We start from the raw sequence: 22,490 nt of genomic DNA, 5'->3' as shown, positions 1-22,490 counted from the left end.
ACGATCCACGGCGGCGACTCACCCCTCCTCACGACCGAACATGATCCACATCGGGCAGACCCGACGCCACCACAGTGATCATTTTGTTAGGACCAGTAAGAGTCAAGTGAGCCTCAGGTACCCGATCAACGCCCCCGTCACTCCTCGAAGACCGCTCCGGCGCTACGAAGCGCAGAACTCGTTGCCCTCCGGGTCCAGCATGACCCACCAGTGCCCCGCCGGGCCCTTGTCGAACTCGCGGACGCGGGTCGCGCCCAGCCCTTCCAGCCGGGCCACCAACCGGTCGAGCCCGCCCGGCTCGCTGTGGATGTCGATGTGCAGGCGGTTCTTGCCGGACTTCGCCTCGGGCACGTCCTGGAACAGCAGCCGCCGCCCGCGGCCGACGCCGCTGGCCGCGTCGAACGGGTCGTCGGGGTGGCGGACGGCGGCGTAACCGCGGAAGTTCTTGCGCCCGTTGTGCTCGATGACCGCTTCCGCGCCGAGGTGGCCGGCCGCCAGCAGCTGCTCGATGAGCGCGCTCGGGTCCTCCACCTCGTAGTCCAGGGCCGCGGCCCAGAAGTCCGCGAGGGCGGGTGCGTTCTTGCTGTCGATGACCAGCTTCCAGCTCAGTGCCATGTAACCAAGTATGACGGTTACATGGGCCGACCGCAATCCGATAACCCCTCGAGTGGACGTTCACGGTGTTGCGGCATTGGGGTGACAGGCCGGGGCAGCCGTCGGCGTTCGAGCCTCGGGCCCGCACTCCTCTGCGACACTCCTCTGCGACACTGGCCGGGCCTGCGCTCGCCAGGCGACCTCGTCGGATCGAAAGGAACGCGCCATGGCAAGGGTTCTGCGACTGCTGCCGGTGCTCGCGCTCGCGATCGGCACGATCTTCCTCGGCTCGGCCGCGACGGCGTCCGCCGACAGCGGCGCCCAGGTCGGGACCAACGGCTACACGTGGAGCAACTGACCGGTCCGCCCGGACAGGCCGAGCCGGCGTGAACGCGGCACTGCTGATCGTCGACCTGCAGGAGATGCTGGTCCCGCTCGTCTGGCGCGGCGAGGAACTGGCCGACCGCGTCGCCGCGTTGGCGCGCGAAGCCCGGCGGCACGGTGTGCCGGTGGTCGCGCTGCGGCAGATCGGGCCCAGTGGCACGGACTTCGACCCCGAGTTGCCGGGAACGCGGATCAGCTCGCGCCTCGGCCTCGAACCGACCGACGTCGTGGTCGACAAGACGGCGACCGACGCGTTCTACGGCACGGACCTCGCCGCGTTGCTCGCCGAACGGGACGTGGACACCGTGGTGCTGACCGGCCTGGCCACGGACTACTGCGTGGACGCGACGGCGCGGTCCGCGTTGAGCCACGGCCTGGACGTCGTGCTGGTCAGCGACGGCCACGCGCCGGCGGCCGACGGCGACCCCGCGGCGGGCCTGACCGCCGAGCAGGTCGTCGACCGGCACAACCGGCTCCTCGGCACGGCCGTCCACCCCGGCGGGACGGTGCGCCTGGTCGCGGCGGCGGACGTCGTGTTCGGACGGTGAGCGCGCCGAGGGCCGGTCCGGGGGTCGGCCCGGACCGGCCAGGTCGTGCGATCAGCCGCTGACCGAGGCGGAGAAGCTGTTGACCGCCAGGCCGGTGCCGCCGTTCCACGGCTCGAACCCGGCTTGGATGCTGGTCAGGTACCAGGACGTGGTGATCGCGCCGCGGTTGCGGACGTCGTTGACGAAGTCGAGCACGTTGAACGACCACGAGTTGATCGGCGACGGCGCGACGTAGGAGATCACGTTGTTGGCGCCGTTGCTGCCGCGCCAGACCTGCCAGCTGCGGCCGCCGACGGTGGTGTTCCCGACCGCGCTGCCGATCGGCTGGATCGAGCCCTGGCGGTTGAACCAGATCATGATCTCCATCTGGTTGACCCCGTTGGTCTTGGGCGTCGGGTCGAGCCAGATGTCGTAGGAGGCGTTGTAGGTGCCGCCGACGTAGGTGTAGTTGATCGAGGACGACGCGCTGCGGATCCGGCTGACCTGCATGGGCAGGTTGCTGCCCGGCGAGCAGTTGGAGTAGTGGCAGCCGAGGAACACCGACGGGTACGACAGCGGCGCGCCGTTGGTCGGCGCCGAGCCCTGCTGCTGCGTGATCCGGAAACCGGTCGAGGTGACGTTGATGCACTGGGTCGCCGACGTGCCCCAGCGGTTGTTCTGGACCACGTAGCGGCCCTGGATGGTGGTCGATCCGTACTGCTCGCAGATCGTGGTGTCGGCTTGGGCCGGCCCGGCTGCGGCGACGACCGCGGACGCGGCCATCAGGCCGGCCAGCACGAAGGCGCGGACAGTGCTTCGCATGGAACTCCTTCCGAAGGGTCCACGACGGCGGGGATCTCCTGGGAGCGCTCCCAGGGTAGCCCGGAACGCCCCCGGACGCCTACGTCCCACCGGGACGATCAGTCGTACGTCGTCAGCACCAGGCAGAGCAGCGCGCCCTCGTCCACGATCTCGTGGCCGCTGAGGGACTCGGACCCGACCGGGAAGACCAGCCCGTTCAGCCCGGTCTCGGCGTCCAGCACGACGTTCGCCCAGTTGTCGCGGCGGAAGTGCGGTCCCTTGGTCAGGATGCGGTCCTGCACGGCGGGGAAGAACGACGGCCGGTCACCCTCGAACGGGAGCGTGGCACGCATGGCTTCCTCGCCCCACAGCACGGCGAAGTCCTCGATCAGGTGGATGTCGTCGTAGCCGTGGACGTCCCAGTCGGCCGCCGCGATGCGCGCGGGCTCGGCCAGGGGGATCACGAGCATGCTCGCGAAGTACCGGGACTCGTCGGGGTTCCAGCTGTCGATGTCGACGTAGCCGCCGACGTAGACCGGGTTGGGGCCGGCGGGCAGCGCGTGGGTGAAGCCGCCCTCCGTGTGCCACGGCGTCTCCCAGATCACCCGGCCGTCCGCCACCACGAGGTCGCCCGCGTGGTCGAAGCAGTCGGGCCGGATCGTGCTCGACCGCCTGGTGTACTTGTCGGCCAAGCGCCACAACAGCTGCTGCACGTCCACGTGGTCGTGTCCTCCCGGTCGTCCGGCGCCCCGCGCCGCGGTCACGCGGTCGACCGCCGCGTCGTGATCCCCGTCTCCGACGAGCCGGTGACGATCACCAGCCCACCGCCCGCCGTGCCGCGCGCGGCCGGCTTCGTCACCTTGCCGTCGCAGTCGATCGGCTCGCCCACGCGGCGGCCGGTCTCCGCGTCCCACCGCAGCACGATTCCGTCGAGCCCCGCGCTGACGAACACCGCGCGGCCACCTTCCGGGCGGGCCGCGACCAGCGCGGTCACCGAGCGGGACGGCGTGTGCCCAGCCATGGGATCACCCACGGGCTGCCCGGTCGCCGCGTCCCACCGCCGCAGGACGCTCTTCCGCACCACGCCGGCGAGGAGTGCCCGTCCGTCGTCCAGGACGACCGCGGCCAGGGGACCGCGGACGCCGTCGTCGCCGGTGATCGGCTCGCCCACGCGTTCGCCGGTCTCGACGTCCCAGCGCAGCACGGTGTTGTCGGAGGCGCCGCTCGCCAGGAGCGTGCGGCCGTCGGGGAGGCGCACGGCGGCCAGCGACCGCACGTTGCCGGTGTGGCCGGTGAGCGGGTCGCCGACGGGCTGTCCCGTCGCGGCGTCCCAGACGCGCACGGTGTGGTCCTGGGAGCCACTGGCGACCAGGACGCGCCCGTGGTGGTCGAACGCGAGCACGGACGTCACGGTCTTGGTGTGCCCGGTGAGGGGTTCACCCCGCTGCCGGCCGGTGGTGAGGTCCCAGAGCCGCACCGCCAGGTCCTCTCCCCCGCTGACGAGCAGCGGGCCGAAGGCGGCGACCGACCACACCGGCGCGGTGTGGCCGACGAGCGGTTCGCCGACGGGTCGGCCGGTGGCCAGGTCCCAGCGGCACACCGTCGTGCCGCCCGCGCTCACGAGCAGCGTCCCGGTGGCGGTCAACGACCGCACGCCCTGTGCCGGGCCGGTCAGCCGGTCGCCGACGGCCTCGCCGGTGGCCGCGTCCCACCGGCGCACGTCGCCGTCGTCGGCTCCGCTGAACACCGTCGTGCCGACAGCGGCCAGCGACCGCACCGGACCGCGGTGACCGGTGAGCGGCTCTCCGACCGGGGTCCCGCCGTCCCACCGGAACACCGAGCCGTCACGGCAGCCGGCCACGAGCAGCGTGCGGCCGTCGTCCAGGGCGACCGGGAGCAGGGACAGCACCGCGGCGGGGTGGCCGGTGAGCGGGTCGCCCGCCGGTCGCCCGGTCGTCACGTCCCAGCGGCGCACGCTGCCGTCGTCGGAGGCGCTGAACACCACCGCGCCCACGACGGCCACCGAACGCACGGGACGGTTGTGCGCCACCACGGGGTCGCCTTCGGGTCGGCCCGTCTCCGCGTCCCAGCGCCACAGCGCGCCGTCGGCGAAGCCGCCCACGACGACCGTGCGGCCGTCGGACAGCGCGGCGGTGGCGAGCGACCAGACCGAGGACTCACGGCCGGGCAACGGGTCACCCGCGGGCAGGCCGGTCGTCACGTCCCACCGGCGCACGTCGCCGTCGTCGGAACCGCTGAACACCACCGTGCCGAGGACCGCCAACGCCCGCACCCGCCCGGTCCGGGGCACTTCCGGCAACCGCTCCCCCGCCGTCACGTCCCACCGCACCACGCGGCCGTCCTCGCGACCGCCGAGGACCAAGGCGCGGCCGTCCTCGGCGGTCGCAGCGGCCAGCGACCACACCCACTTCCGGCCGTCGAGCGGTGCGTCCAACGCCTGTCCGGTGGCCGCGTCCCAGCGGCGCACACCGCCGTCGTTCGACCCGCTGACGAGCACCGCGCGCCCGTCGGCCTGCCGGGTGGCGGCCAGCGCGGTGATCGGGCCGCGGTGCGGTGGGCGGATCGACGCCGTGTCCATGTGAGTGATCATCCACGACCGGGTGATCATCATCCGGGCTCGGGTCAGGCGAGCCCTTGGGGGAACGCGAGGACGCGGTCCGGGTCGTACCGGCGCGCGACGCGGCGCAGCCGAGGGAGGTTGCGGCCGTAGTAGGCGGTCGGCCAGTCCGGCATGTCGGGGTCGATGTAGTTGACGTAGCCGGTGTCGTGGCCGATGCCGTCGCGCAGGTCGGCCAGCAGGCGCCGGGCTTCCGCCTCGCTGACGCCGACCACGTCGACGTACGCCTGCGCACTGGAGATGGCGTGGCGGTGCGGGAACGCGGTGGCGTCCGGCCGCACGCGCGCGATCGCGCCGCCGAACGTGTCGAACTGGACCCGTCCCGTCCGCCGCCCGGCCAGCAGGGAGACGACCCGCGCAGGCTCGACCGGTCGGTGCAGCATCCGGGACGACGCCACGAACGGCGAGCCGTCGTCCGGTTGGCACGCGGGCAGGCAGCCGGCGAAGAACCGCATCGCGGTGCCGTAGTCCATCGGCAGGACCGTGCGTTCGGTCGGCGCGACCTTCGCGGCGAACCGGTCGAGGAGCCGGTCCAGCTCGCCGTCCGGCCCGATCCAGCTGCCGGCGACGGTGACGGACGGCGGGCTGCCCGCGCCCACGTCGCACGCGGACCACAGGCCGTCCGGGGTGTCGAGCACCCACTCCTGCCACGCGCCGAGCACGTCGGTCGCCGCGCCCGCCGGGAACCTCAGGACGAAGACGGCCACATCCGGCGCGGGCGCGGTGTCGAACGTGAACGACGTGACCACGCCGAAGTTGCCGCCGCCCCCGCCGCGCAGCGCCCAGAACAGGTCGGGCTCGGTGTGGTCGTCGGTCCGGCGGGGCCGGTCGCCCGGCGTCACGACCCGCGCGGCGCGCAGGTGGTCGATCGTCAACCCGTACCGGCGCCCGACCACGCTGATCCCGCCGCCCAGCGTGAGCCCGCCGATGCCGACCGTCGGGCACGACCCGGCGGGCAGCAGGCGGCCGGCGCGCGCCAACTCGTCGTACAGGTCGATCATCCGCGTGCCCGCGCCGACCTCGGCCCGACCGCGGTGGTCCACGCGGATGGCGCGCAACGCGGACAGGTCGACGACGAGACCGTGCTCGGGCACCGAGTAGCCGGCGTAGCTGTGCCCGCCGCTGCGCGCGGCGACGGGAATCCGCTCCCGGGCGGCGAAGTCCAGGCACCGCGCGACGTCGGACTCGTCGGCGCACAGCGCGACGGCCGCGGGCCTGCGGTGCGCGTACACCGTGTTGTACGGCCGGCGCACGGTGTCGTAGACGTCGTCACCGGGCAGGACCAGCCTGCCGGTGAGCCCGCGGCGCAACCGGTCCCAATCGCGCTCCCACGCGGCGAGCCCGACGAGTGCGGTGGCCTGGATGAAGGTTCTGCGACCGAATCCCATGAGTCCCCCCGACCCATGGTCCCGCGGTCGCCGGACGCGCCAAGCCGCCGAACGGGTTCGGTGTCAGGTCGCGGCGGCGAGCAGGGTGCGCGCGGCGCGCAGGGCGTGGTCGCCGGCGCCGGTCGGGCCGTGGTGCGTGGCGACCACGGTCGCGCCCTCCACCAGCATGAGGAGCTGCCGCCCGAGGAGGCGTGGGTCGGCGGCTCCGGCGCGTTCGGCGATGCCGACGAGTGTGTCGAGGTACCGGTCCAAGTGGCGTGCGGTGATCGCGCGCACCGGCTCGACGTGGTGCTGGGCGGCGGCGTTGAGCATCGCGCAGCCGCGGAACCACGGCTCGTCGAACGTCCGCTGGAAGGTGTCGAACACGGCGGTGAGCTGGTCGGCGGGATCGGGCCCGGCGGCGGCGACGGCGGCGGACAGCGACCGCGTCGCCCGGTCGCTCCGGGCTTCCAGCACGGCCCGCACCAGCCCGTCCTTGGTGCCGAAGTGCCGGTAGAGGGTTTCCTTGGACACGCCGAGGCGCGTGCACAGCTCGGCGACGCCGATGCCGTCCAGGCCGCGTTCGTAGAGCACGGGGGTGGCCGCGTCGAGGATCGCGGCACGGGTGCGCCCCGGGTCGATCGTGGAGCCCTTGGCCACCGGCATGGCACAGATGGTACCGATCGGTTCGACCGACTGCTAGCGTGCCGGATGGTACCGATCGGTTCGATCTCAGGGGGCACGATGTGGCAGGCGGCGCGGCTCGCGCTCGGCACGGCGTCCGCGCTCGGGCTCGCCCGGTTCGCCTACGGGCTGCTCCTGCCCGCGATGCGTGACGACCTGGGCTGGACGTTGGCCGAAGCCGGTGCGATGAGCACCGCCAACGGGCTCGGCTACCTGCTCGGCGCGCTGGTGACGGCGGCCGTCGTCCGCCGCTCCGGCGTCACGGCCGCCTTCCGCCGGGGCATGGTCGGCACGGCGGTCACCCTGGCCGCCACCGCGCTCAGCGACGACTTCACGGTGCTGCTGGTGGTGCGCGCGGCGTCCGGTGCGGCGGGAGCCGTGGTGTTCATCGCCGGTGGTGTGATCGCCTCGCGCGTCTCCACCCGGCTCGGGTCCGGCACGCCGATCACCGTGTACTTCGCGGGCGCGGGCCTGGGCATCGCGTTCGGCGGCGTGACGATCCCGTTGCTGGGCAACGACTGGCGGGTCGCCTGGCTGGTCCTGGGTGTCGCCGCCGCGCTGGCGACGCTGGTCTCCTGGACCGCGGCGCGCGCGGGCGGTGAGGCGCCCACCGCGACGGCCGGTCGGGCACGGGTGCGTCCGCTGTGGCGGGTCGCGGTGGCGTACTCGCTGTTCGCGCTCGGCTACATCACCTACATCACGTTCCTGTCGGCGTACCTGGTCGAGCGCGACGCCCCGACCTGGCAGGTGGTGCTGACGTGGGCGGCGCTCGGCCTGGCCGTGGTGGCGGCGCCCGCCTTGTGGAGCCGTCCGATCGGCGCCTGGCCGGGTGCTCGCGCGCCGGCCACCCTGCTGGCCGTGCTCGGCGGCGGCGCGGCGTTGGCGTTGGCGGCGCAGACGTACTGGGTGGTCCTCGGCTCCGCGGTCGTCTACGGCGCCACGTTCATGGGCGTGCCGGCCGCCGTCACCGCGCACCTCCGGGACGCCGTGCCGCCCGCCGACCTGACCGCGACGCTGGCCGCGTTCACCACGCTGTTCGCGGCCGGTCAGACCGCCGGGCCCTGGCTGGCCGGGATCGTCGCCGACCGCACCTCGACCGACGCCACCCTGGCGTGGACCGCCGTCCTGTGCGCGCTGGCGGCCGTGGTCGTGGTCAGTCCACGGCGGCGGCGAACCGCGCGGCGAGCGCCACGACCGCGGCCCTCAACTCCGGCCCGCCCTCGACGCGGAAGTTGAACGGCACGGTCGCCAGCCACTCCTGCGCGTACATGGCCGGGTTGCTCGTGCTGCCGACGAGCACGCAGCCGGCGCCGAGCGGTTCGAGGCGTCCCATCGGCGGCCGGATCCACGGCGCCACCTGCTCCGGCGGCGCGTGGAACACGACGCGGGTCGGGAACTCCCAGCCGGCGCCCAGGTTCTCCTCGACCGCCGCCACCGGGTCGAGGTCGGCGGGCGGCTCGAACCCGTGCTCGGTCTGCCGCACCGCGCGAACCCGGTCGATCCGGTAGGTGCGGACCGCGTCCGCGCGGTGGGAGTGGCACAGCAGGTACCAGCGCCCGTGCCGGACGACGACCGCCCACGGGTCGACCTCGGACTCCCACTCGCTGCCGGAGTCGTGGCGGTACGTGACGACCACGCGACGTCGGGCGGCGATGGCGGCGACGAGCGCGCTGGTCGTGGCGGGTTCGGGGCGGGCCGCGTTCCGGTCGGGCGCCGCCGACGCGTGCTCGCGCAGCACCGCCGCCTGCTTGCCGACGTGCTCGGGCAGCGCCCGGATGACCTTGCCCAGCGCGGGGTCGACCACGTCGTCGGCCGGGTTGTCGAGCACCGCCATGACCAGGACGAGCGCCTCGGACTCGGTGAACACGACCGGTGGCAGCCGCGTCCCGCGCCCGAGCCGGTACCCGCCGTACGGGCCGCGGGTCGACTCGACGGGGATGCCCGCCTCACGGAGGATGCCGACGTACCGCCGCACGGCCCGTTCCGTGACGCCCAGCCCCGCGGCGAGTTCGCCCGCCGTCACGCCGGGGCGCGCCTGGAGGATCTCCACGGCGCGCAGCGCCCGCGCGGTGGGGCTGAGTTCGGTCGACACAGGTGGACCTTAGACGTGCGCCGGGAACGAGCCCGCCTGCCCGCGAGCCGGGCTCACTGCTGGGTCGACGCCATGATCTGGCCCATCATGTAGATGAACGAAGCGCCCAGGTAGAACGGCACGGACAGCAGCAGGACCGCCCAGAACGGCAGCCTCGCCTTCCTGGTCAGCAACCACGCCAACACCGCCGAGAGCAGCAGCGGCACCGGCAGGTGGGCGGTCACGTAGTACAGGAGGTCGGCACCGAACGGGAGCGGGTCGCGGGCGGGGCTGATGAACCTCATCGCCACGAACACCGCCATCCCCGTCAGCAGGTGCGCCAGCAAGTACGGGACGATCGACGCCTTCGGCGGAGCGGCCTGCGGCACGCCGTGGGTGCGGGCGTTCGGATTCGGGTTCATGTCCCGTCCCCCTGACGTCGTGGAGCCCGGATCATACGTTCGCCCGACGGCCGATTCGACGTGATGCAGAATGTCGCCTGTCACGAACCGACTTGGAGGACGCCATGGCCGCTCCCGGCATCGACCGGCCGCCGACCAGGCTGGAGGTCGTCCAGGCCGAGGCGGCGCACGTCCTCGGGTCGAGGGCCGCCGCCGCACGCGTCGACGCGTTCTCCGACGGGGTCCTCTACGTCGGCGCCGGCGACCTGCGCCGGCTCCTCGCCTGGTTCATCGACTTCGTGGTGTTCCTGTTCGGGGTCGGTGTCGGCGTCGTCGTCCTCAGCCTGCTGTACACGTCCGGGAAGATCGACAACAACCAGCTCGTCCTGGGCGATCTCGCGCTGCTCGTCGTGGTGCCCCCGCTGTACGGCCTGTGCTACGGCAACGGCCGCGCGCTGGGCGCCGTGCTCACCGGCACCCAGCTCGTGCGGGTGTCCAGCGGCGGCCGGGTCGGGCTGAAGGCGCCGTGGGCGATGACCGTCCGCACCGTGCTGCTGCCGGCGCTGCTCGTCGCGGTCGTCGTCGGCGCGATGGCCGGCGGCTCACCACCCGGCTCACCGGCCAGGACCAGCATCGACCGCCGACGCACCCGCCTGCTCCACGCGGCGGGCTTCCGGAACATCGCCGACCAGCGCGTGCCGTGAGCCGACGCACGTCCGTCGGCGCGCCCCCGCAGAGGCGCGCCGACGACCGTGCCGTCACGGCTGGTAGCTGAAGCCGGGCTTCTTGATCATCTCGATCAGCTGCCGCTCGGTGAACGGCACGCTGTCGCGCGTGGACGATCGGTTGTACAGCGAGCCGTGGTCCACCACCGTGGTCTGGTTGACGACGGCGACCTCCACGAGGGTGCCGTCCGGGAAGCGCGCTTCCGCCGACACGTTCCCCGGCAGGCCGGTGCCGAGGTCGCGCGCGACCCGGACCTCGACACCGTCGACGGTCCTCACGGTCGGCCGGTCGAAGAACGGGCCGTTCACCGCGGTGAAGCGCATGCAGCGGCTCTCCACCGTGCACTTCTCCGGCGTGGTGACCGACCGCACGTGGAGCGTCAACGTCACGCGGCCCTTGGCGTCCGAGAACACCGCCGAGGCCCGGTAGCCACCGGAGGTGTCCGAACCGAAGGCGGTGAACCGGAGCGGCGGGGCGTTCCAGTCCGAGAGCGTGGGAAGGACCTCGAAGCCGTCCGGGACGACGTCCGCCGCGGCCAGTCTCGCGGTCAGCTCGGCGGCGTGCCCGGGTGTGGTCGGCACCGCGGGAACGTCGGTCGGCACGATGGTGAGCACCGGGCTCGACGCCGATCCCACCGACGCAGATCCCACCGACGCCGATTCCACAGTGGACCGACCGGCCACGTCGACGAGCACGCCCGCACCGATCGCGAGCACCACGCCCATGGACACCGTGCCGGCCACCACCGCCCGCCGTTGGGTCGTCACCTTGCGCGCCGACCTCAGCACCTCCTCCGGCGAGTACCGCGGCCCGGTGTCGTCCTCCAGCGCCGGGGCGAGCATCCGCCGCACCTCGTCCAGGTCAGTCGTCACGCCACTCCTCCTTTGTCCAAAGTGCCCGCCAGCTCGCGGCGCAACGCGGCGAGACCCTTGGCGCACTGGCTCTTGACCGTTCCCTCACCGCACTTGAGCAACTTCGCCGTCTGCGCGACCGACTGGTCCTCCCAGTACCGCAGCACGACCGCCGCGCGTTGACCCGGGGGCAACGTCGCCAGCGCGCGCTGCACGTCGATGCCGTGCCCGTGCTCCACCTCGTCGGCGGGCAGGTCCGGCGGCTCGGCCACCGGCCTCTCCGAGCCCTTCAACGGCCGCCGGTGGTCGATCACCGTGCGCACGAGCACCGTGCGCCAGTACGCGTCGACCGAATCGGCCCGCCGCACGCGTGACCACGAGCGGTACAGCTTGAGCAACGTGGCCTGTGCCAAGTCCTCGGCCAGGTGCCAGTCCGCGCACAGCAGGAACGCCGTCCGCCGCACGTGGCGGTGCTTCGCACGCACGAACTCGACGAACTCGGCGTCTTTGTCCTTCACCCGTCCACCCCCTCGGCCGTGACGACGAGATGGGGTCGGTGTTCGGTTGCCTCGACCCGTTCGGCGGGGTGAGGCCACGCGAATGGGCGCTCCGGTCCGGCGACCCGCGGTGGCACGATCGACCACACGCCGCAGCGCAGGGGGTTCCGTGATGACTTCCGACGTCCTGAACGCCATCGAAGCGCTCTCGCCGCAGCTCAAAGCCGCTGCCGCGCGAGCCGACGCGGAACGCCGGGTGGCCGACGAGACCGTGGCGGCGATGCGGGACGCGGGCACGTTCCGCGTCACCCGGCCCGCGAGGCACGGCGGCGGCGAGGCGTCGATCCGCACCCACTTGGACGTGTCGTCGGCGGTGGCCGCGATCGACGGTGGCGCGGGCTGGTGCACGGCGCTGTGGAACGGCGGCAACTGGATCGTCTCGCTGTTCCCCGAGCAGGCGCAGGAGGACGTGTGGGGCGCCGATCCCGACGCCCTGATCAGCGGCACGCTGATGCCGAGCGGCCCGGTCGAGCGCGTGCCGGGTGGTCACCGGCTCAGCGGCGAGTGGACCTACGCCTCCGGCATCGGGCACGCGTCGTGGGGCCTGGCGGCGGCGGTCCTGGACGGCGGCATGGCGTGGACGCTGGTGCCCCGCGAGGACTTCGAGGTCGTGGACGAGTGGCACGTGGCCGGGATGCGGTCGACCGGCAGCAACCGGTTCGTGGTGCGGGACGCGTTCGTGCCCGACCACCGCGTGCTGTGGCTGGACCGGATGGTGGCGGGCGACAACGTCACGTCCGCCACCGCCGCCACGTTCCGCGCCGCGTTCGTGCCCTCGCTCGTGACGATGATCAGCGGCCCGCTGCTCGGCCTGGGCCGCGCGGCCTTGGCGCACGTCATCGAGGCCGCGGCGGACAAGAGCATCGCCTACACGTCGTTCGACCGGCAGCGCGACTCGACCGCGTTCCAGCTCCTGGTCGCCGAGGCCGCCGCCGCGGTGGACAGCGCCGAGCTGCACGCCTACCGCGCCGCCGACCTCCTCGACCGGCACGCCGCCGAGGCCACCTACCCGTCCGAGCTGCTGCGCGCCCGTTGCCGCGCCGACGCCTCCGTGGCCGTCCGCCACGTGACCCGCGCGCTGGAGACGCTGCTGTACGCGCACGGATCGCGTGGCTTCGCCGATTCCAGCCCGCTGCAACGGATCTGGCGTGACGCGAACGTGGCCGCGCGCCACGGCATGCTCCTCCCCCAGGTGAACCTGGAGCTCTACGGCGCGGCCCTGGTCGGCGCGGAGAACACGGTCAGCCCGTTCGTCTGATCACCCGACGCGGATCACGTGCTTCCCGCGCACGCCACCGGCTTCGAACGCGCGGTGGGCCTCGGCGATCTCGGCGAGCGGGTGGACGGCGTCGACCACGGGCCGGACCGCGCCGCTCTCGACCAGCGCGGTGAGGTCGGCGAACAGGTCGGACCCGGGGTTCCCGCTGAAGAACCGGACGCGCCGCGGGCCGAACGCGGTGGACGCGAGCAGGTAGCCGATGTCGGCGGCGGAGCGGAACGCGATGCCGACCATCCGCCCGCCGGGACCGAGCAGGCGGCGGTACGTCCGGGGCTCGCTGCCGTAGGCGTCCAGCACCACGTCGAACCGGCCCAGGTCGGCGGGATCGGTGCGGTAGTCGACCGCCTCGTCGGCGCCCAGCTCGCGGACGAAGTCGAGCGTGCGCTTGCCCGCCAAGGCGGTGACGTGCGCGCCGTAGGCCTTGCCGAGCTGCACGGCGACGCTGCCCACTCCGCCGCTCGCGCCGCGCACGAGGAGCCGTTCGCCCCGACGCAGCCGGGCCTTGTCGCGCAGGGCGGTGATCGCGGTCGTGCCGACGCCCGGCAGCGCGGCGGCCTGGACCAGGTCGAGGCCGGCGGGGCTGAGGGCGAGTTGGCGCGGGCGCACGGCGACGTACTCGGCGGCGCTGCCGAACCGGCCGCGCGGCAGCCCTCCCCACACGTGCGCGCCGGGCGCGAAGCCGGGCCCGGACACGACCTCGCCCGCGAAGTCGATGCCGACCCGCTTGGGGAACTTCGAGCCGAGCAGGAGCTTGAGCTTCCCGGACCGGCCGATCAGCTCGCCGCCGTTGACGCTGGCCGCGTGGACCCGCACCAGCACGTGCCCCGGCGCGACCTCCGGGTCGGGCACCGTGCCCTCGTACAAGACCTCCGGCGGCCCGTACCGGTCGAACAGCGCTGCGCGCATTCCCGCACCTCTCGCGTAAGTGGAAGACACCTTCCACTTCGACGCTAACACGGTATCCGGAAGGTGCCCTCCACTTGCGTTAAAGTGAGAGGCATGGCCGGTGAGACGACTCGGTTGCGCGTGGACGCGCGGCAGAACCGCGACCGCATCGTGGACGCGGCGCGGGAGGCGTTCGCCGCCGACGGGCTGGACGTGTCGATGACCGGGATCGCCCGCCGCGCCGGGGTCGGCGTGGCCACCCTCTACCGGCGCTTCCCCACCAAGGCGGCGCTGGTCAGGGAGGTGTTCGCGGAGCAGTTGGCGGCGTGCACGAGCGAGGTGCTGCACGCGGCGGAGGAGCCCGACCCGTGGCGCGGGTTCTGCCGGGTGGTGGAGGAGCTGTGCGAGATGCAGGCCCGGGACCGGGGGTTCAGCGCGGCGTTCCTGACCGCGTTCCCCGACGCCGTGCCGGTGGACGAGCTGCGCGCACAGGCCGAAGAGGTGTTCGCCGGGGTGGTGGCACGCGCCAAGGGCGCCGGCGTGCTGCGGCCCGACTTCACCACCGACGACCTGGTCCTCGTGCTGATGGCCAACAACGGCCTGGTCACCGACTCGGTGGAGACGACGGTGGCCGCGTCCCGCCGCCTGGTCGCCTACTTCCTGCAGGCGTTCCAGGCCGACGGCCCACTGCCGCCACCGGCCCGCCTCGGCCTGCGCGACGCCCTCGGCTGACCTCCGCCTGTCCCCTGACTCGCCCCAGCTCTAGCCCTGCTCCTGCTCGACCCGCCGGTTCCACTCGCCCTTGGTCGACTGCCAGCCGTCCTCGTCCGCGCCGAGCCGCCAGTAGCCGGAGATCGACATCTGCTCGCGCGGCACGCCCCGGTCCAGCTTCAGGTGCCCGCGCAGGTCCTTGACCATGCCAGCCTCGCCGTGCGCGAAGACCTGGACCACGCCCTCCGGGAACGCCAACGCCCGCACCGCGTCCACCACGAGTCGGCCACGCAGGCCGCCGCCGCGGTGCAGCCAGCGCAGGTCCACCTGCCCCGCCGACCGCACGGCCTGCTCGTCGTCGGGCCCGTCGACCTCGACGAACACCTCCGCCCGGGCGCCGGCGGGCAACGCCTCCAGCGCCGCCGCGATGGCGGGCCACGCGCTCTCGTCACCGGCCATCAGGTGCCAGGCGACGTCCGGGTCGGGCGCGTACCCGCCGCCGGGACCGGCGAAGTGCAGCACGTCACCCGGCTGGGCCTTGGCCGCCCAGGGACCGGCCACACCTGAGTCACCGTGCGTGACGAAGTCGATCCACAGCTCGCCGGCCGAGGCGTCCCACTTGCGCACGGTGTACGTGCGGGTGCGGGGCCACTGGTCGCGCGGCATGGTCGCGCGGATCGCGCCGAGGTCGAACGGCTCGGGGTAGAGCACGTCGTCCAGCGGGAACGCGAGCTTGACGTAGCTGTCGGTGTACGGGCCGACGGCGAAGTCCGCGAGCCCTTCCCCACCGAGCACCACGCGGATCATCTGCGGCGCGATCCACTCGGTGCGCACCACGCGCCCGCTCCTGCCACGCGACCGTTCGGCCATGTCGGGTACTCCTCGGTGATTCCAACGGCGCAATCACCCTTCACCGTACGTGCCGGCCGGACCCGAACGGCCAACGGCACCGGTCCGCCGGGCGGTGGGACGCCGGATGTCCCACCGCCCGCGCGGGTCAGCGCACGCTCCACTCCTGCGCGAGTTCGGCGGCCAGGCCGAGGTTCGCCGCGGCGGCGTCCTCGGTCCGCCGCCCGTAGCCGCACGCCGCCGCGACGCCGGCGACCGGCATGCCGAGCGCCTCCACGGTGAGCCGCAGCGCCTCGCGGGTCTCCTCGGGGTGGTCCTCGGCCACCACGCCCGCGATGACCTCCACCCCGCGCCGCAGGTGCCGCAGCTCATCGTAGAACGCGGGGTCGGTGGGCGGCGGGCTGTCACCGCTGGTCACGGGCAGGTGCACGATCGGCATCGGCGCGCCCTTCCCGGCCAGCGCGTCGGCCAGGGCGTTGAGGAAGAGCACCGCCGGGCGCAGGTCGCTCGGCGTGAACACCGGCACGCGCTCCAGGTCGCCGTAGCAGAGGTGCAGCACCCACCGGGTGCGCGGCGCGGCGGACAGCACACCGGCCACCTGCCGGGACAGCTCGGCGGTCAACATCGGCCACGCCGCCGGCGGCGTGAGGTGGTAGGCCACCAGCACGGCGGGCGTCTCCAGTTGGAGCTGCAGCCGATCACCCCACCGGGCGACTAGTTCCGTCACCTCGTGCACCACCGCGACCTGCATGGTCGGCAGCCACTCCTGGGCGGCTTCGATCGAGCCGAACGCGAACACCGCCAGGTCGAGCGCGTTGGGGATGCCCACCTGCACGCGTGGCAGTTCACCGGTTCCGGTGACGCACAAGCGGTCCAGCGCCGCGAACGCCGCGTCGGCCTGCTCGACGCGGGACAGCCCGATCTCCTCCGCGCACAGCCGCTGACCGGGCCGGACGCGGTAGTACGGCATGTCGTCGTAGCCGCGGCTCTCACCGCCGCGCACCTGTTCGAGGCACGGCACGGAGGACATGTGGTGGGTGAGCCAGTCGATGATCCAGCGCGGATCGCGGTCGGACGGCAGGGCGGTGAGCGCGGCGTTGCCCCGGTGCCGAAGGAACCAGCCCATGGCGGTGGCGGGGTCGTCGCACAGCGGACGCGGCAGTGAGCCGACGAGGTGCACGGGCAACGTGTGGCGGTCGTGCTCTCGGTCGGAGGTCTTGGTGGGTGCGTGAACGGTCATGAGTGGTGTTCTGCTTTCGAACGGAGGGCGTGAAGTGCCCGGGAGTGCCGCAGGATCTCCGCGCCCGACTTCCCGGCGTCCGCTTCATCGTGACCCCGCCGACCGACCATGTCCAATTAGGATGATCAACAAAATCCGACCGTGCACATCATCCACGCGATAGTGTGATTTTGCTGCCGGTAATGGAATTCTGCGTGATCGACCGAACAAGAGGGACCGTCATGATTGCCGGTGAACGTCCGCGATGACGGCGACGCCTTCGGCGATGTCGGTCGGCGCGCTCGCGCCGTAACCGAGCACCAGCCCGGGCGGGCCGGGCCGTTGCCCGTGCCACGACAAGGGCTGCGTCTTCACCCCTCGGAGCAGGGCGGCGGCGGCGAGGTCGGTGTCGGAAACGCTGTCGTCAAAGGTGATCAGCAGGTGCAGCCCGGCGGCGGCGCCGTGCACGACCGCGCCGGGCAGGTGCCGTGCGATCGCCTCGATCATGGCGTCCCGCCTGCGGCGGTGGCGTCGGCGGGCGAACCGCAGGTGCCGTTCCAGTTCTCCGGAGCCCATCATGGCAGCCAGCACGAGTTGCGGCAGCACGGCGTTACCGAGATCGGCATAGCGCTTCGCTTCTATCACACTGTTTTGATATGCGGTCGGCACGATCAACCACCCCACGCGCAATGCGGGAGCGAGCACTTTGGACACACTTCCGGCGTAACAAACACGTTCGGGGAGCATCGCTCGCAACGCGGGCACGGGCGGCCTGTCATAACGGTGTTCTGCGTCGTAGTCATCTTCGATGACGAGACCGCCGTCCTCCGCCCACCGCATCAGCTCGCGCCGCCGCGCGCCGCCGAGCACCACTCCGGTGGGGAACTGGTGCGCCGGCGTCACCAGGACGGCGGGCGCTCCCCCAGACCGCAACTCGTCCACCCGGATGCCCTCGCCGTCCACCGGGACAGGTGGTGTGCCGAGGTCCCAGTTGCGAAGGTGCTGGCGTGCGCCGAGCGATCCGGGATCCTCCACCGCGATCTCGGTGACGCCGTCGCGGCCCAGCACTTGGGCGAGCAGGCCGAGCGCTTGCGCGACGCCGGCGACGATCACGACGTCGTCAGGGTCGACGCGGACGCCGCGGTTCCGGGCGAGCCAATGCGCGACCGCGTGGCGGAGCGCCGGCGTGCCGCGCGGGTCGCCGTACCCGAAGTCCGACGCGGCCAACGTGCGGAGGACGGCGCGTTCGGCCCGCAGCCAGGCGGCACGGGGGAACGCGGCGAGGTCCGGCACCCCGGGCGACAGGTCGATCCGCGCGGGGACACCGCGCAACGCGTCGAACGCGTCCGCTTCGGGCGGCCGTGCGAAAACCGTGTCGTCAACACTGTCGTCAACCGGGTCGCCAACCGACCGGACCGACCCACCGCCCAACCGACCAGACACCCCACCGGTTCCCGACCGCCGCACCACCCCGCCACCCGCACCCGACGACCCGCCGTCACCTGCCCGCCGCACCACCGCACCATCCGCACCCGACACCCCACCGGTTCCCGACCGCCGCACCAGTCCGCCACCCACACCTGACGACCCGCCGGCCGACCGCCGCACCGGCGCAACGGCCGGGCGAGGCGGAAACCCTTGAGGCGCAGCCACTACCACCGTGCCCGCCCGACCCCGTCCGCTGACGTGACCGTCCTCAGCGAGCCGTTGGTACGCCTCGGTGACCACCCCGCGCGACACCCGCAACTCACCCGCCAGCACCCGCGTCGCGGGCAGCCTGCTCCCGACCGGCAGCCGCCCGTCCGCGATCGCCTCCCGGAGCCGCCGGGCCAGCCACTCGGCCCGACCTCCCACCGGCGCGTCGCGGACGTCCAGTTGCAGGAAGTCCGACCCCGCCGTTATGGACCTGTCGACTGGGTCTGGATTGGACCTGTTCACCGGACCAGTCTGTCACCAGGGTGGACCGCATGAACCGCTCCACGACCGGGCGCACCCGGTGACCGTCGAGTTCCTGCTGACGTCCCTCGTCATCGTCGCCACCCCCGGCACCGGCGTGCTCTACACGACCGCGGCCGGTCTCGCCGGTGGTGTGCGGGCCGCCGCCGTGGCCGCGGTGGGCTGCACGTTGGGCATCGTGCCGCACATGTTGGCCGCGCTCACCGGGTTGGCCGCGCTGCTGAACGCGAGCACGCCCGCGTTCCAAGTCCTCAAGTACGTCGGCGTCGCCTACCTCTTCTACTTGGCGTGGAGCACGATCCGCGACAAGACCGCGCTCGCCGTCGACGCCGGCACGCCGAACCGCACGGTGACGCGGGTGGTGGCGTCCGGGGTCATGGTGAACCTGCTCAACCCGAAGCTGACGATCTTCTTCTTCGCGTTCCTGCCGCAGTTCGTGCGGCCGGACGACCCGTCCACCGTGCTGCGCATGGTCGAGCTGAGCGCGGTGTTCATGGCGCTCACGTTCGTGGTGTTCGTCGGCTACGGCTGGTCCGCCGCCGCGGTCCGCGACCACATCATCGGACGCCCCCGCGTGCAGACGTGGATCCGCCGGGGGTTCGCGGGCGCCTTCGTCGCGCTCGGCGCGCTGCTGGCGTTCGCCTGACCCGCGACCGCGCGAACCTGAGCGTTGAATTCAGGTGTTCCGAACGTAGGACACGCGTGTTCTGAACGTAGGACTCTCGCGACCTGAACGTAGGACTCTCGTGTTCTGGAGGTAGGACACGCGGGTCGGGATTCGGGCTACTAGGCTCCCCGCATGGCGAGGTACTTCGACGTGCACCCGGTGAACCCGCAGCGCAGGTCCATCGACCAGGCAGTGGAGCTGATCAAGTCGGACGGCCTGATCGCCTACCCCACCGACTCCTGCTACGCGCTCGGCTGCCGGCTCGGCAACAAAGCCGGGCTGGACCGGATCCGGCAGATCCGACACCTGGACGACCGGCACCACTTCACGCTCATGTGCCGCGACTTCTCCCAGCTGGGGCAGTTCGTGCACGTGGACAACACGGTCTTCCGGGCGATCAAGGCGGCGACGCCGGGCAGCTACACGTTCATCCTCCCGGCGACCACCGAGGTGCCGCGCCGGCTGATGCACGCCAAGAAGAAGACGGTCGGCGCCCGCATCCCCGACCACCCGGTCGCGCTGGCCCTGCTGGAGCAGCTCGGCGAGCCGCTGCTGTCCAGCACCCTCCTGCTGCCCGACCAGGAGGAACCGCTGGTCCACGGCTGGGACATCAAGGAACGGCTGGACCACGTGGTCGACGCCGTGCTGGACGCGGGCGACTGCGGCACCGTGCCGACGACCGTCGTCGACTTCTCCCAGGGTGAGCCGGAGATCGTCCGGCACGGCGCGGGCGATCCATCCCGCTTCGAATAGCACGGTGAACGGACCACGGCTGTTGCTCCGCTCAGAGGTATGGGGAGCGCTCCCAGAGCCGATAGCTTCCTGCTGCCCCCCTCAGCGCAGAAGGAGCTACCCGTGCGGAAACGGTTGTCCTCGGCGGTCCTCGCCGTCCTGCTGTCGGTCGTCGCCCTACCGGTCGCGGACGCGGCCGGCCCCGATCAGGCGGACCGCCGGCTGAAGACCTGCGCCCGTGCCGGCCTGCTGTTCTGCGAGGACTTCCAGCACGTGCCCACCGGCGCGGGCACGAGCCTCAAGTGGGGCGTCGACACCCGCAACGGCTCGCTGGAGGTCGAACGCGACCGGCGCGGCCAGAAGGTGCTGCACGTGCGGGCCGAGGGCAACGGCCGGGCGTTCCTCAAGGTGGACGACTTCGCCGCGCCGGGCAACAGCTTCTACGGCCGGGTGCGGGTGCGCGTCGAGGCGTTCCCGGACGCGCCGGACTGGGCGCACTACACGCTGATCGAGGCCACGGGTGACGGCCCGGAGGTCGTGCGCCCGCTCGGCGGCCAGTACGTGCCCACGTTGGACAAGGCGTTGTGGGGTGTGGGCGCGGACGGCGGTCCGACCGGCGACTGGACGAACTGGCGCGAGTCGGCGCCGTCGAAGGCCGACGTGTGGCAGTGCGTCGAGTGGCGGATGGACGCCTCGGACAACCGGATCACGCTGTGGTTCGACGGCGTGCCGAACCCGGACCTGACCGTCTCGACCCGCGAGCACGGCGGCAACCAGGTCGACTTCCTGTTCCCGAAGTTCGACACGGTGAAGCTGGGCTGGCAGCTCTACCAGCCCAACGAGGGCAGCTACGACCTCTGGCTGGACGACATCGCGCTGGGCTCCGAGCGCATCGGCTGCTAGCCGCGAAAACCAGGCGCGGGACGGGCGGTGGCGCTGCTAGCGTCGCCGCCATGTCCTCGTCGTGCCCCGTCATGATGCCCCGCCACGCGGGGCGGCCGACGCTGCACGGATGACGAGTCCGAGGCCCCCGTCCCAGGGGTCTCCGCCGGCCGGGAACCCCCGCACCAGGAGGTTCCGATGTCGCGCTACTACGTGACGACCGCCATCCCGTACGTCAACTCGCGCCCGCACCTGGGTTTCGCGCTGGAGATCGTGCAGGCCGACGTGCTGGCCCGGCACCACCGCCAGCGCGGCGACCGGGTCCGCTTCCTGACCGGCACCGACGACAACTCGCTGAAGAACGTGCTGGCCGCGCAGGCGGAAGGCCTGTCGACCGCCGAGCTGGTCGACCGCAACTCGGCGGCGTTCGCGGCGTTGCGCGACCCGTTGGCGTTGTCGTTCAGCGACTTCATCCGCACCAGCCGCGACGCCAGGCACCGCACCGGCGTGGCACGGCTCTGGCGCGCGTGCGCGCACGACCTCTACCGACATCACTACGAAGGCCTGTACTGCGTCGGCTGCGAGCAGTTCTACACGCCCGCCGAACTGGTGGGCGGCAGGTGCCCGGAGCACGACGTCGAGCCGCAGGCGGTGGCCGAGGAGAACTGGTTCTTCCGGCTCTCCCGCTACGGCGACCGGCTCCGCGACCTGATCGTCGACGGCACGGTCCGGATCGAGCCCGCCGCGCGCCGCAACGAGGTGCTGGCGTTCATCGCCGCCGGCCTGCGCGACTTCTCGGTCTCCCGGTCACGCGCCCGCGCGCACGGCTGGGGCATCCCCGTGCCGGGTGATCCGGACCAGGTCGTCTACGTGTGGTGGGACGCGCTGGGCAACTACATCACCAGCCTCGGCTACGGCGGCGAGGGCTCGAACTACCGCCGCTGGTGGGTGGACGGCGACCGGCGCGTGCACGTGATCGGCAAGGGCGTGATCCGCTTCCACGCCGTGTACTGGTTGGCCATCCTGCTGTCCGCGGGCGAGCCGCTGCCGACCGACATCCTGGTGCACGACTACCTCACCACCGACGGCCGCAAGATCAGCAAGTCGGCCGGCGCCGTGGTCGACCCGGTGGCGTTGGCCGACCGGTACGGCTCCGACGCGGTGCGGTGGTGGCTGCTGCGCGACGTGCCGCGCGTCGGCGACGCCGACTTCACCGAGGCCCGCCTGGTCGCCCGCGCGAACGAGGACTTGGCCAACGGCCTCGGCAACCTGGTCAACCGCGTCACCGTGATGGTCCACCGCTACCGCGAGGGCAGACCACCCGTCGGTGTCGAGCCGGACGCCGACGCCGCGCCGTTGACGACCGCGTGCCGCGACGCGCCGGACCTCGTGCACGCCGCCGTCGCCGACTTCGACTTCCGGCGGGCGACGGCGGCGGTGTGGCGGATCGTGGAGGAGGCCAACCGGTACGTCGACCAGGTGCGGCCGTGGGACCTGGCCCGGGCGGAACGCGGCGGTGACGCCGGGGCGGGCAAGCGGCTCGACGCGGCCATCACGGCGCTGCTGACCGCGTGCCGCGTCCTGTCGACCCAGCTCACGCCGTTCGTGCCGGCGTTGGCGACGCGGATCTCCGAGCAGTGCGTCACGCTGACGGGCCAACTCCCCCAGCCGCAGCCGCTGTTCCCCAGGCTGTGACCCGAGGCTGTGCC

At 72.6% G+C, this 22,490-nt stretch carries 23 protein-coding genes and 2 pseudogenes; 10 read left to right on the top strand and 15 right to left on the bottom strand.

Features of this window, described 5'->3' with window-relative positions; genetic code table 11:
* Positions 1 to 162: 162 nt before the first annotated feature.
* A complete protein-coding gene (locus tag ADK67_RS14395) occupies positions 163 to 615 on the bottom strand; it encodes a VOC family protein (RefSeq protein WP_053716910.1) in 453 nt (150 codons plus the stop codon).
* Positions 616 to 820: 205 nt separating this feature from the next.
* Between ADK67_RS14395 and ADK67_RS54625 the strand changes: the two genes are divergently transcribed.
* Together ADK67_RS54625 and ADK67_RS14390 are read left to right on the top strand one after the other, a co-directional pair.
* Complete coding sequence (locus ADK67_RS54625) at positions 821 to 952, top strand: hypothetical protein (protein WP_269435998.1); 132 nt, start codon at positions 821 to 823, stop codon at positions 950 to 952.
* A 28-nt stretch (positions 953 to 980) separates the two neighbouring features.
* Entirely contained in the window at positions 981 to 1,526 is a 546-nt protein-coding gene (locus ADK67_RS14390) for an isochorismatase family protein (protein ID WP_197289443.1), read from the top strand.
* Between the two features lie 51 nt (positions 1,527 to 1,577).
* Here ADK67_RS14390 and ADK67_RS14385 read toward each other — a convergent pair whose 3' ends face one another.
* From ADK67_RS14385 to ADK67_RS14365, 5 genes are all read right to left on the bottom strand, one after another.
* Positions 1,578 to 2,327 carry a GH12 family glycosyl hydrolase domain-containing protein gene (locus ADK67_RS14385; protein WP_082403466.1) on the bottom strand — a complete coding sequence of 250 codons (750 nt, stop codon included), beginning with the start codon at positions 2,325 to 2,327 and terminating at the stop codon, positions 1,578 to 1,580.
* A 98-nt stretch (positions 2,328 to 2,425) separates the two neighbouring features.
* On the bottom strand, positions 2,426 to 3,025 hold the full coding sequence (locus tag ADK67_RS14380; protein ID WP_053716909.1) for a hypothetical protein: 600 nt from the start codon (positions 3,023 to 3,025) through the stop codon (positions 2,426 to 2,428).
* A gap of 41 nt (positions 3,026 to 3,066) precedes the next feature.
* The gene (locus tag ADK67_RS14375) at positions 3,067 to 4,905 is read right to left on the bottom strand and encodes an outer membrane protein assembly factor BamB family protein (RefSeq protein ID WP_197289442.1); all 1,839 of its coding nucleotides are present in this window, start codon (positions 4,903 to 4,905) and stop codon (positions 3,067 to 3,069) included.
* A 44-nt stretch (positions 4,906 to 4,949) separates the two neighbouring features.
* The gene (locus ADK67_RS14370) at positions 4,950 to 6,332 is read right to left on the bottom strand and encodes an FAD-binding oxidoreductase (RefSeq protein ID WP_053716907.1); all 1,383 of its coding nucleotides are present in this window, start codon (positions 6,330 to 6,332) and stop codon (positions 4,950 to 4,952) included.
* Positions 6,333 to 6,395: 63 nt separating this feature from the next.
* Positions 6,396 to 6,977, bottom strand: coding sequence for a TetR/AcrR family transcriptional regulator (locus ADK67_RS14365; RefSeq protein ID WP_053716906.1), 582 nt, complete (start codon positions 6,975 to 6,977; stop codon positions 6,396 to 6,398).
* 78 nt (positions 6,978 to 7,055) lie between these two features.
* On the opposite strand from ADK67_RS14365, the gene ADK67_RS14360 reads away from it, so the two are divergent.
* Positions 7,056 to 8,231, top strand: a complete 1,176-nt coding sequence (locus ADK67_RS14360) for a YbfB/YjiJ family MFS transporter (RefSeq protein ID WP_053716905.1) — start codon at positions 7,056 to 7,058, stop codon at positions 8,229 to 8,231.
* On the opposite strand, the gene ADK67_RS14355 is transcribed toward ADK67_RS14360, so the two are convergent.
* Together ADK67_RS14355 and ADK67_RS14350 are read right to left on the bottom strand one after the other, a co-directional pair.
* On the bottom strand, positions 8,149 to 9,087 hold the full coding sequence (locus ADK67_RS14355) for a helix-turn-helix transcriptional regulator (RefSeq protein ID WP_053716904.1): 939 nt from the start codon (positions 9,085 to 9,087) through the stop codon (positions 8,149 to 8,151). The genes ADK67_RS14360 and ADK67_RS14355 overlap by 83 nt on opposite strands.
* Before the next feature lie 53 nt (positions 9,088 to 9,140).
* The gene (locus ADK67_RS14350; protein WP_053716903.1) at positions 9,141 to 9,488 is read right to left on the bottom strand and encodes a hypothetical protein; all 348 of its coding nucleotides are present in this window, start codon (positions 9,486 to 9,488) and stop codon (positions 9,141 to 9,143) included.
* Between the two features lie 104 nt (positions 9,489 to 9,592).
* On the opposite strand from ADK67_RS14350, the gene ADK67_RS14345 reads away from it, so the two are divergent.
* Positions 9,593 to 10,171 carry an RDD family protein gene (locus ADK67_RS14345; RefSeq protein ID WP_053716902.1) on the top strand — a complete coding sequence of 193 codons (579 nt, stop codon included), beginning with the start codon at positions 9,593 to 9,595 and terminating at the stop codon, positions 10,169 to 10,171.
* 54 nt (positions 10,172 to 10,225) lie between these two features.
* Here ADK67_RS14345 and ADK67_RS14340 read toward each other — a convergent pair whose 3' ends face one another.
* Entirely contained in the window at positions 10,226 to 11,065 is an 840-nt protein-coding gene (locus tag ADK67_RS14340; protein ID WP_053716901.1) for a hypothetical protein, read from the bottom strand.
* Complete coding sequence (locus ADK67_RS14335; RefSeq protein WP_053716900.1) at positions 11,062 to 11,562, bottom strand: SigE family RNA polymerase sigma factor; 501 nt, start codon at positions 11,560 to 11,562, stop codon at positions 11,062 to 11,064. Before ADK67_RS14335 ends, ADK67_RS14340 begins: the two co-directional genes overlap by 4 nt.
* Positions 11,563 to 11,713: 151 nt before the next feature.
* Between ADK67_RS14335 and ADK67_RS14330 the strand changes: the two genes are divergently transcribed.
* Positions 11,714 to 12,859: an acyl-CoA dehydrogenase family protein gene (locus tag ADK67_RS14330; protein WP_053716899.1), complete on the top strand. Its 1,146-nt coding sequence runs from the start codon at positions 11,714 to 11,716 to the stop codon at positions 12,857 to 12,859.
* On the opposite strand, the gene ADK67_RS14325 is transcribed toward ADK67_RS14330, so the two are convergent.
* Complete coding sequence (locus ADK67_RS14325) at positions 12,860 to 13,786, bottom strand: NAD(P)-dependent alcohol dehydrogenase (protein ID WP_053716898.1); 927 nt, start codon at positions 13,784 to 13,786, stop codon at positions 12,860 to 12,862.
* Between the two features lie 93 nt (positions 13,787 to 13,879).
* Here ADK67_RS14325 and ADK67_RS14320 point away from each other — a divergent pair, with 93 nt between their 5' ends.
* On the top strand, positions 13,880 to 14,497 hold the full coding sequence (locus tag ADK67_RS14320) for a TetR/AcrR family transcriptional regulator (protein ID WP_053716897.1): 618 nt from the start codon (positions 13,880 to 13,882) through the stop codon (positions 14,495 to 14,497).
* Positions 14,498 to 14,527: 30 nt separating this feature from the next.
* Here ADK67_RS14320 and ADK67_RS14315 read toward each other — a convergent pair whose 3' ends face one another.
* The 4 genes and pseudogenes from ADK67_RS14315 to ADK67_RS52505 all read right to left on the bottom strand — a co-directional run.
* Positions 14,528 to 15,346, bottom strand: coding sequence for a siderophore-interacting protein (locus tag ADK67_RS14315; protein ID WP_053716896.1), 819 nt, complete (start codon positions 15,344 to 15,346; stop codon positions 14,528 to 14,530).
* A gap of 127 nt (positions 15,347 to 15,473) precedes the next feature.
* A complete protein-coding gene (locus ADK67_RS14310) occupies positions 15,474 to 16,565 on the bottom strand; it encodes a hypothetical protein (RefSeq protein ID WP_053716895.1) in 1,092 nt (363 codons plus the stop codon).
* A gap of 219 nt (positions 16,566 to 16,784) precedes the next feature.
* Positions 16,785 to 17,885, bottom strand: a pseudogene (locus tag ADK67_RS48210) (aminotransferase-like domain-containing protein); the annotation flags it as partial.
* 300 nt (positions 17,886 to 18,185) lie between these two features.
* Positions 18,186 to 18,419, bottom strand: a pseudogene (locus tag ADK67_RS52505) (GntR family transcriptional regulator); the annotation flags it as partial.
* A 121-nt stretch (positions 18,420 to 18,540) separates the two neighbouring features.
* Between ADK67_RS52505 and ADK67_RS14300 the strand changes: the two are divergent.
* The 4 genes from ADK67_RS14300 to metG all read left to right on the top strand — a co-directional run bounded on the left by ADK67_RS14300 (position 18,541) and on the right by metG (position 22,476).
* On the top strand, positions 18,541 to 19,146 hold the full coding sequence (locus ADK67_RS14300; protein ID WP_053716893.1) for a LysE family translocator: 606 nt from the start codon (positions 18,541 to 18,543) through the stop codon (positions 19,144 to 19,146).
* Positions 19,147 to 19,299: 153 nt separating this feature from the next.
* Positions 19,300 to 19,920, top strand: coding sequence for an L-threonylcarbamoyladenylate synthase (locus ADK67_RS14295; RefSeq protein ID WP_053716892.1), 621 nt, complete (start codon positions 19,300 to 19,302; stop codon positions 19,918 to 19,920).
* A 102-nt stretch (positions 19,921 to 20,022) separates the two neighbouring features.
* Positions 20,023 to 20,802 carry a hypothetical protein gene (locus ADK67_RS14290; protein ID WP_053716891.1) on the top strand — a complete coding sequence of 260 codons (780 nt, stop codon included), beginning with the start codon at positions 20,023 to 20,025 and terminating at the stop codon, positions 20,800 to 20,802.
* 177 nt (positions 20,803 to 20,979) lie between these two features.
* Complete coding sequence (gene metG / locus ADK67_RS14285; RefSeq protein WP_053716890.1) at positions 20,980 to 22,476, top strand: methionine--tRNA ligase; 1,497 nt, start codon at positions 20,980 to 20,982, stop codon at positions 22,474 to 22,476.
* Positions 22,477 to 22,490 lie beyond the last annotated feature (14 nt).

Source organism: Saccharothrix sp. NRRL B-16348 (genome assembly GCF_001280085.1).
In the GTDB taxonomy this organism is placed as follows: Bacteria; Actinomycetota; Actinomycetes; order Mycobacteriales; family Pseudonocardiaceae; genus Actinosynnema.
This window is presented reverse-complemented; position numbering and strand designations above follow the sequence as displayed.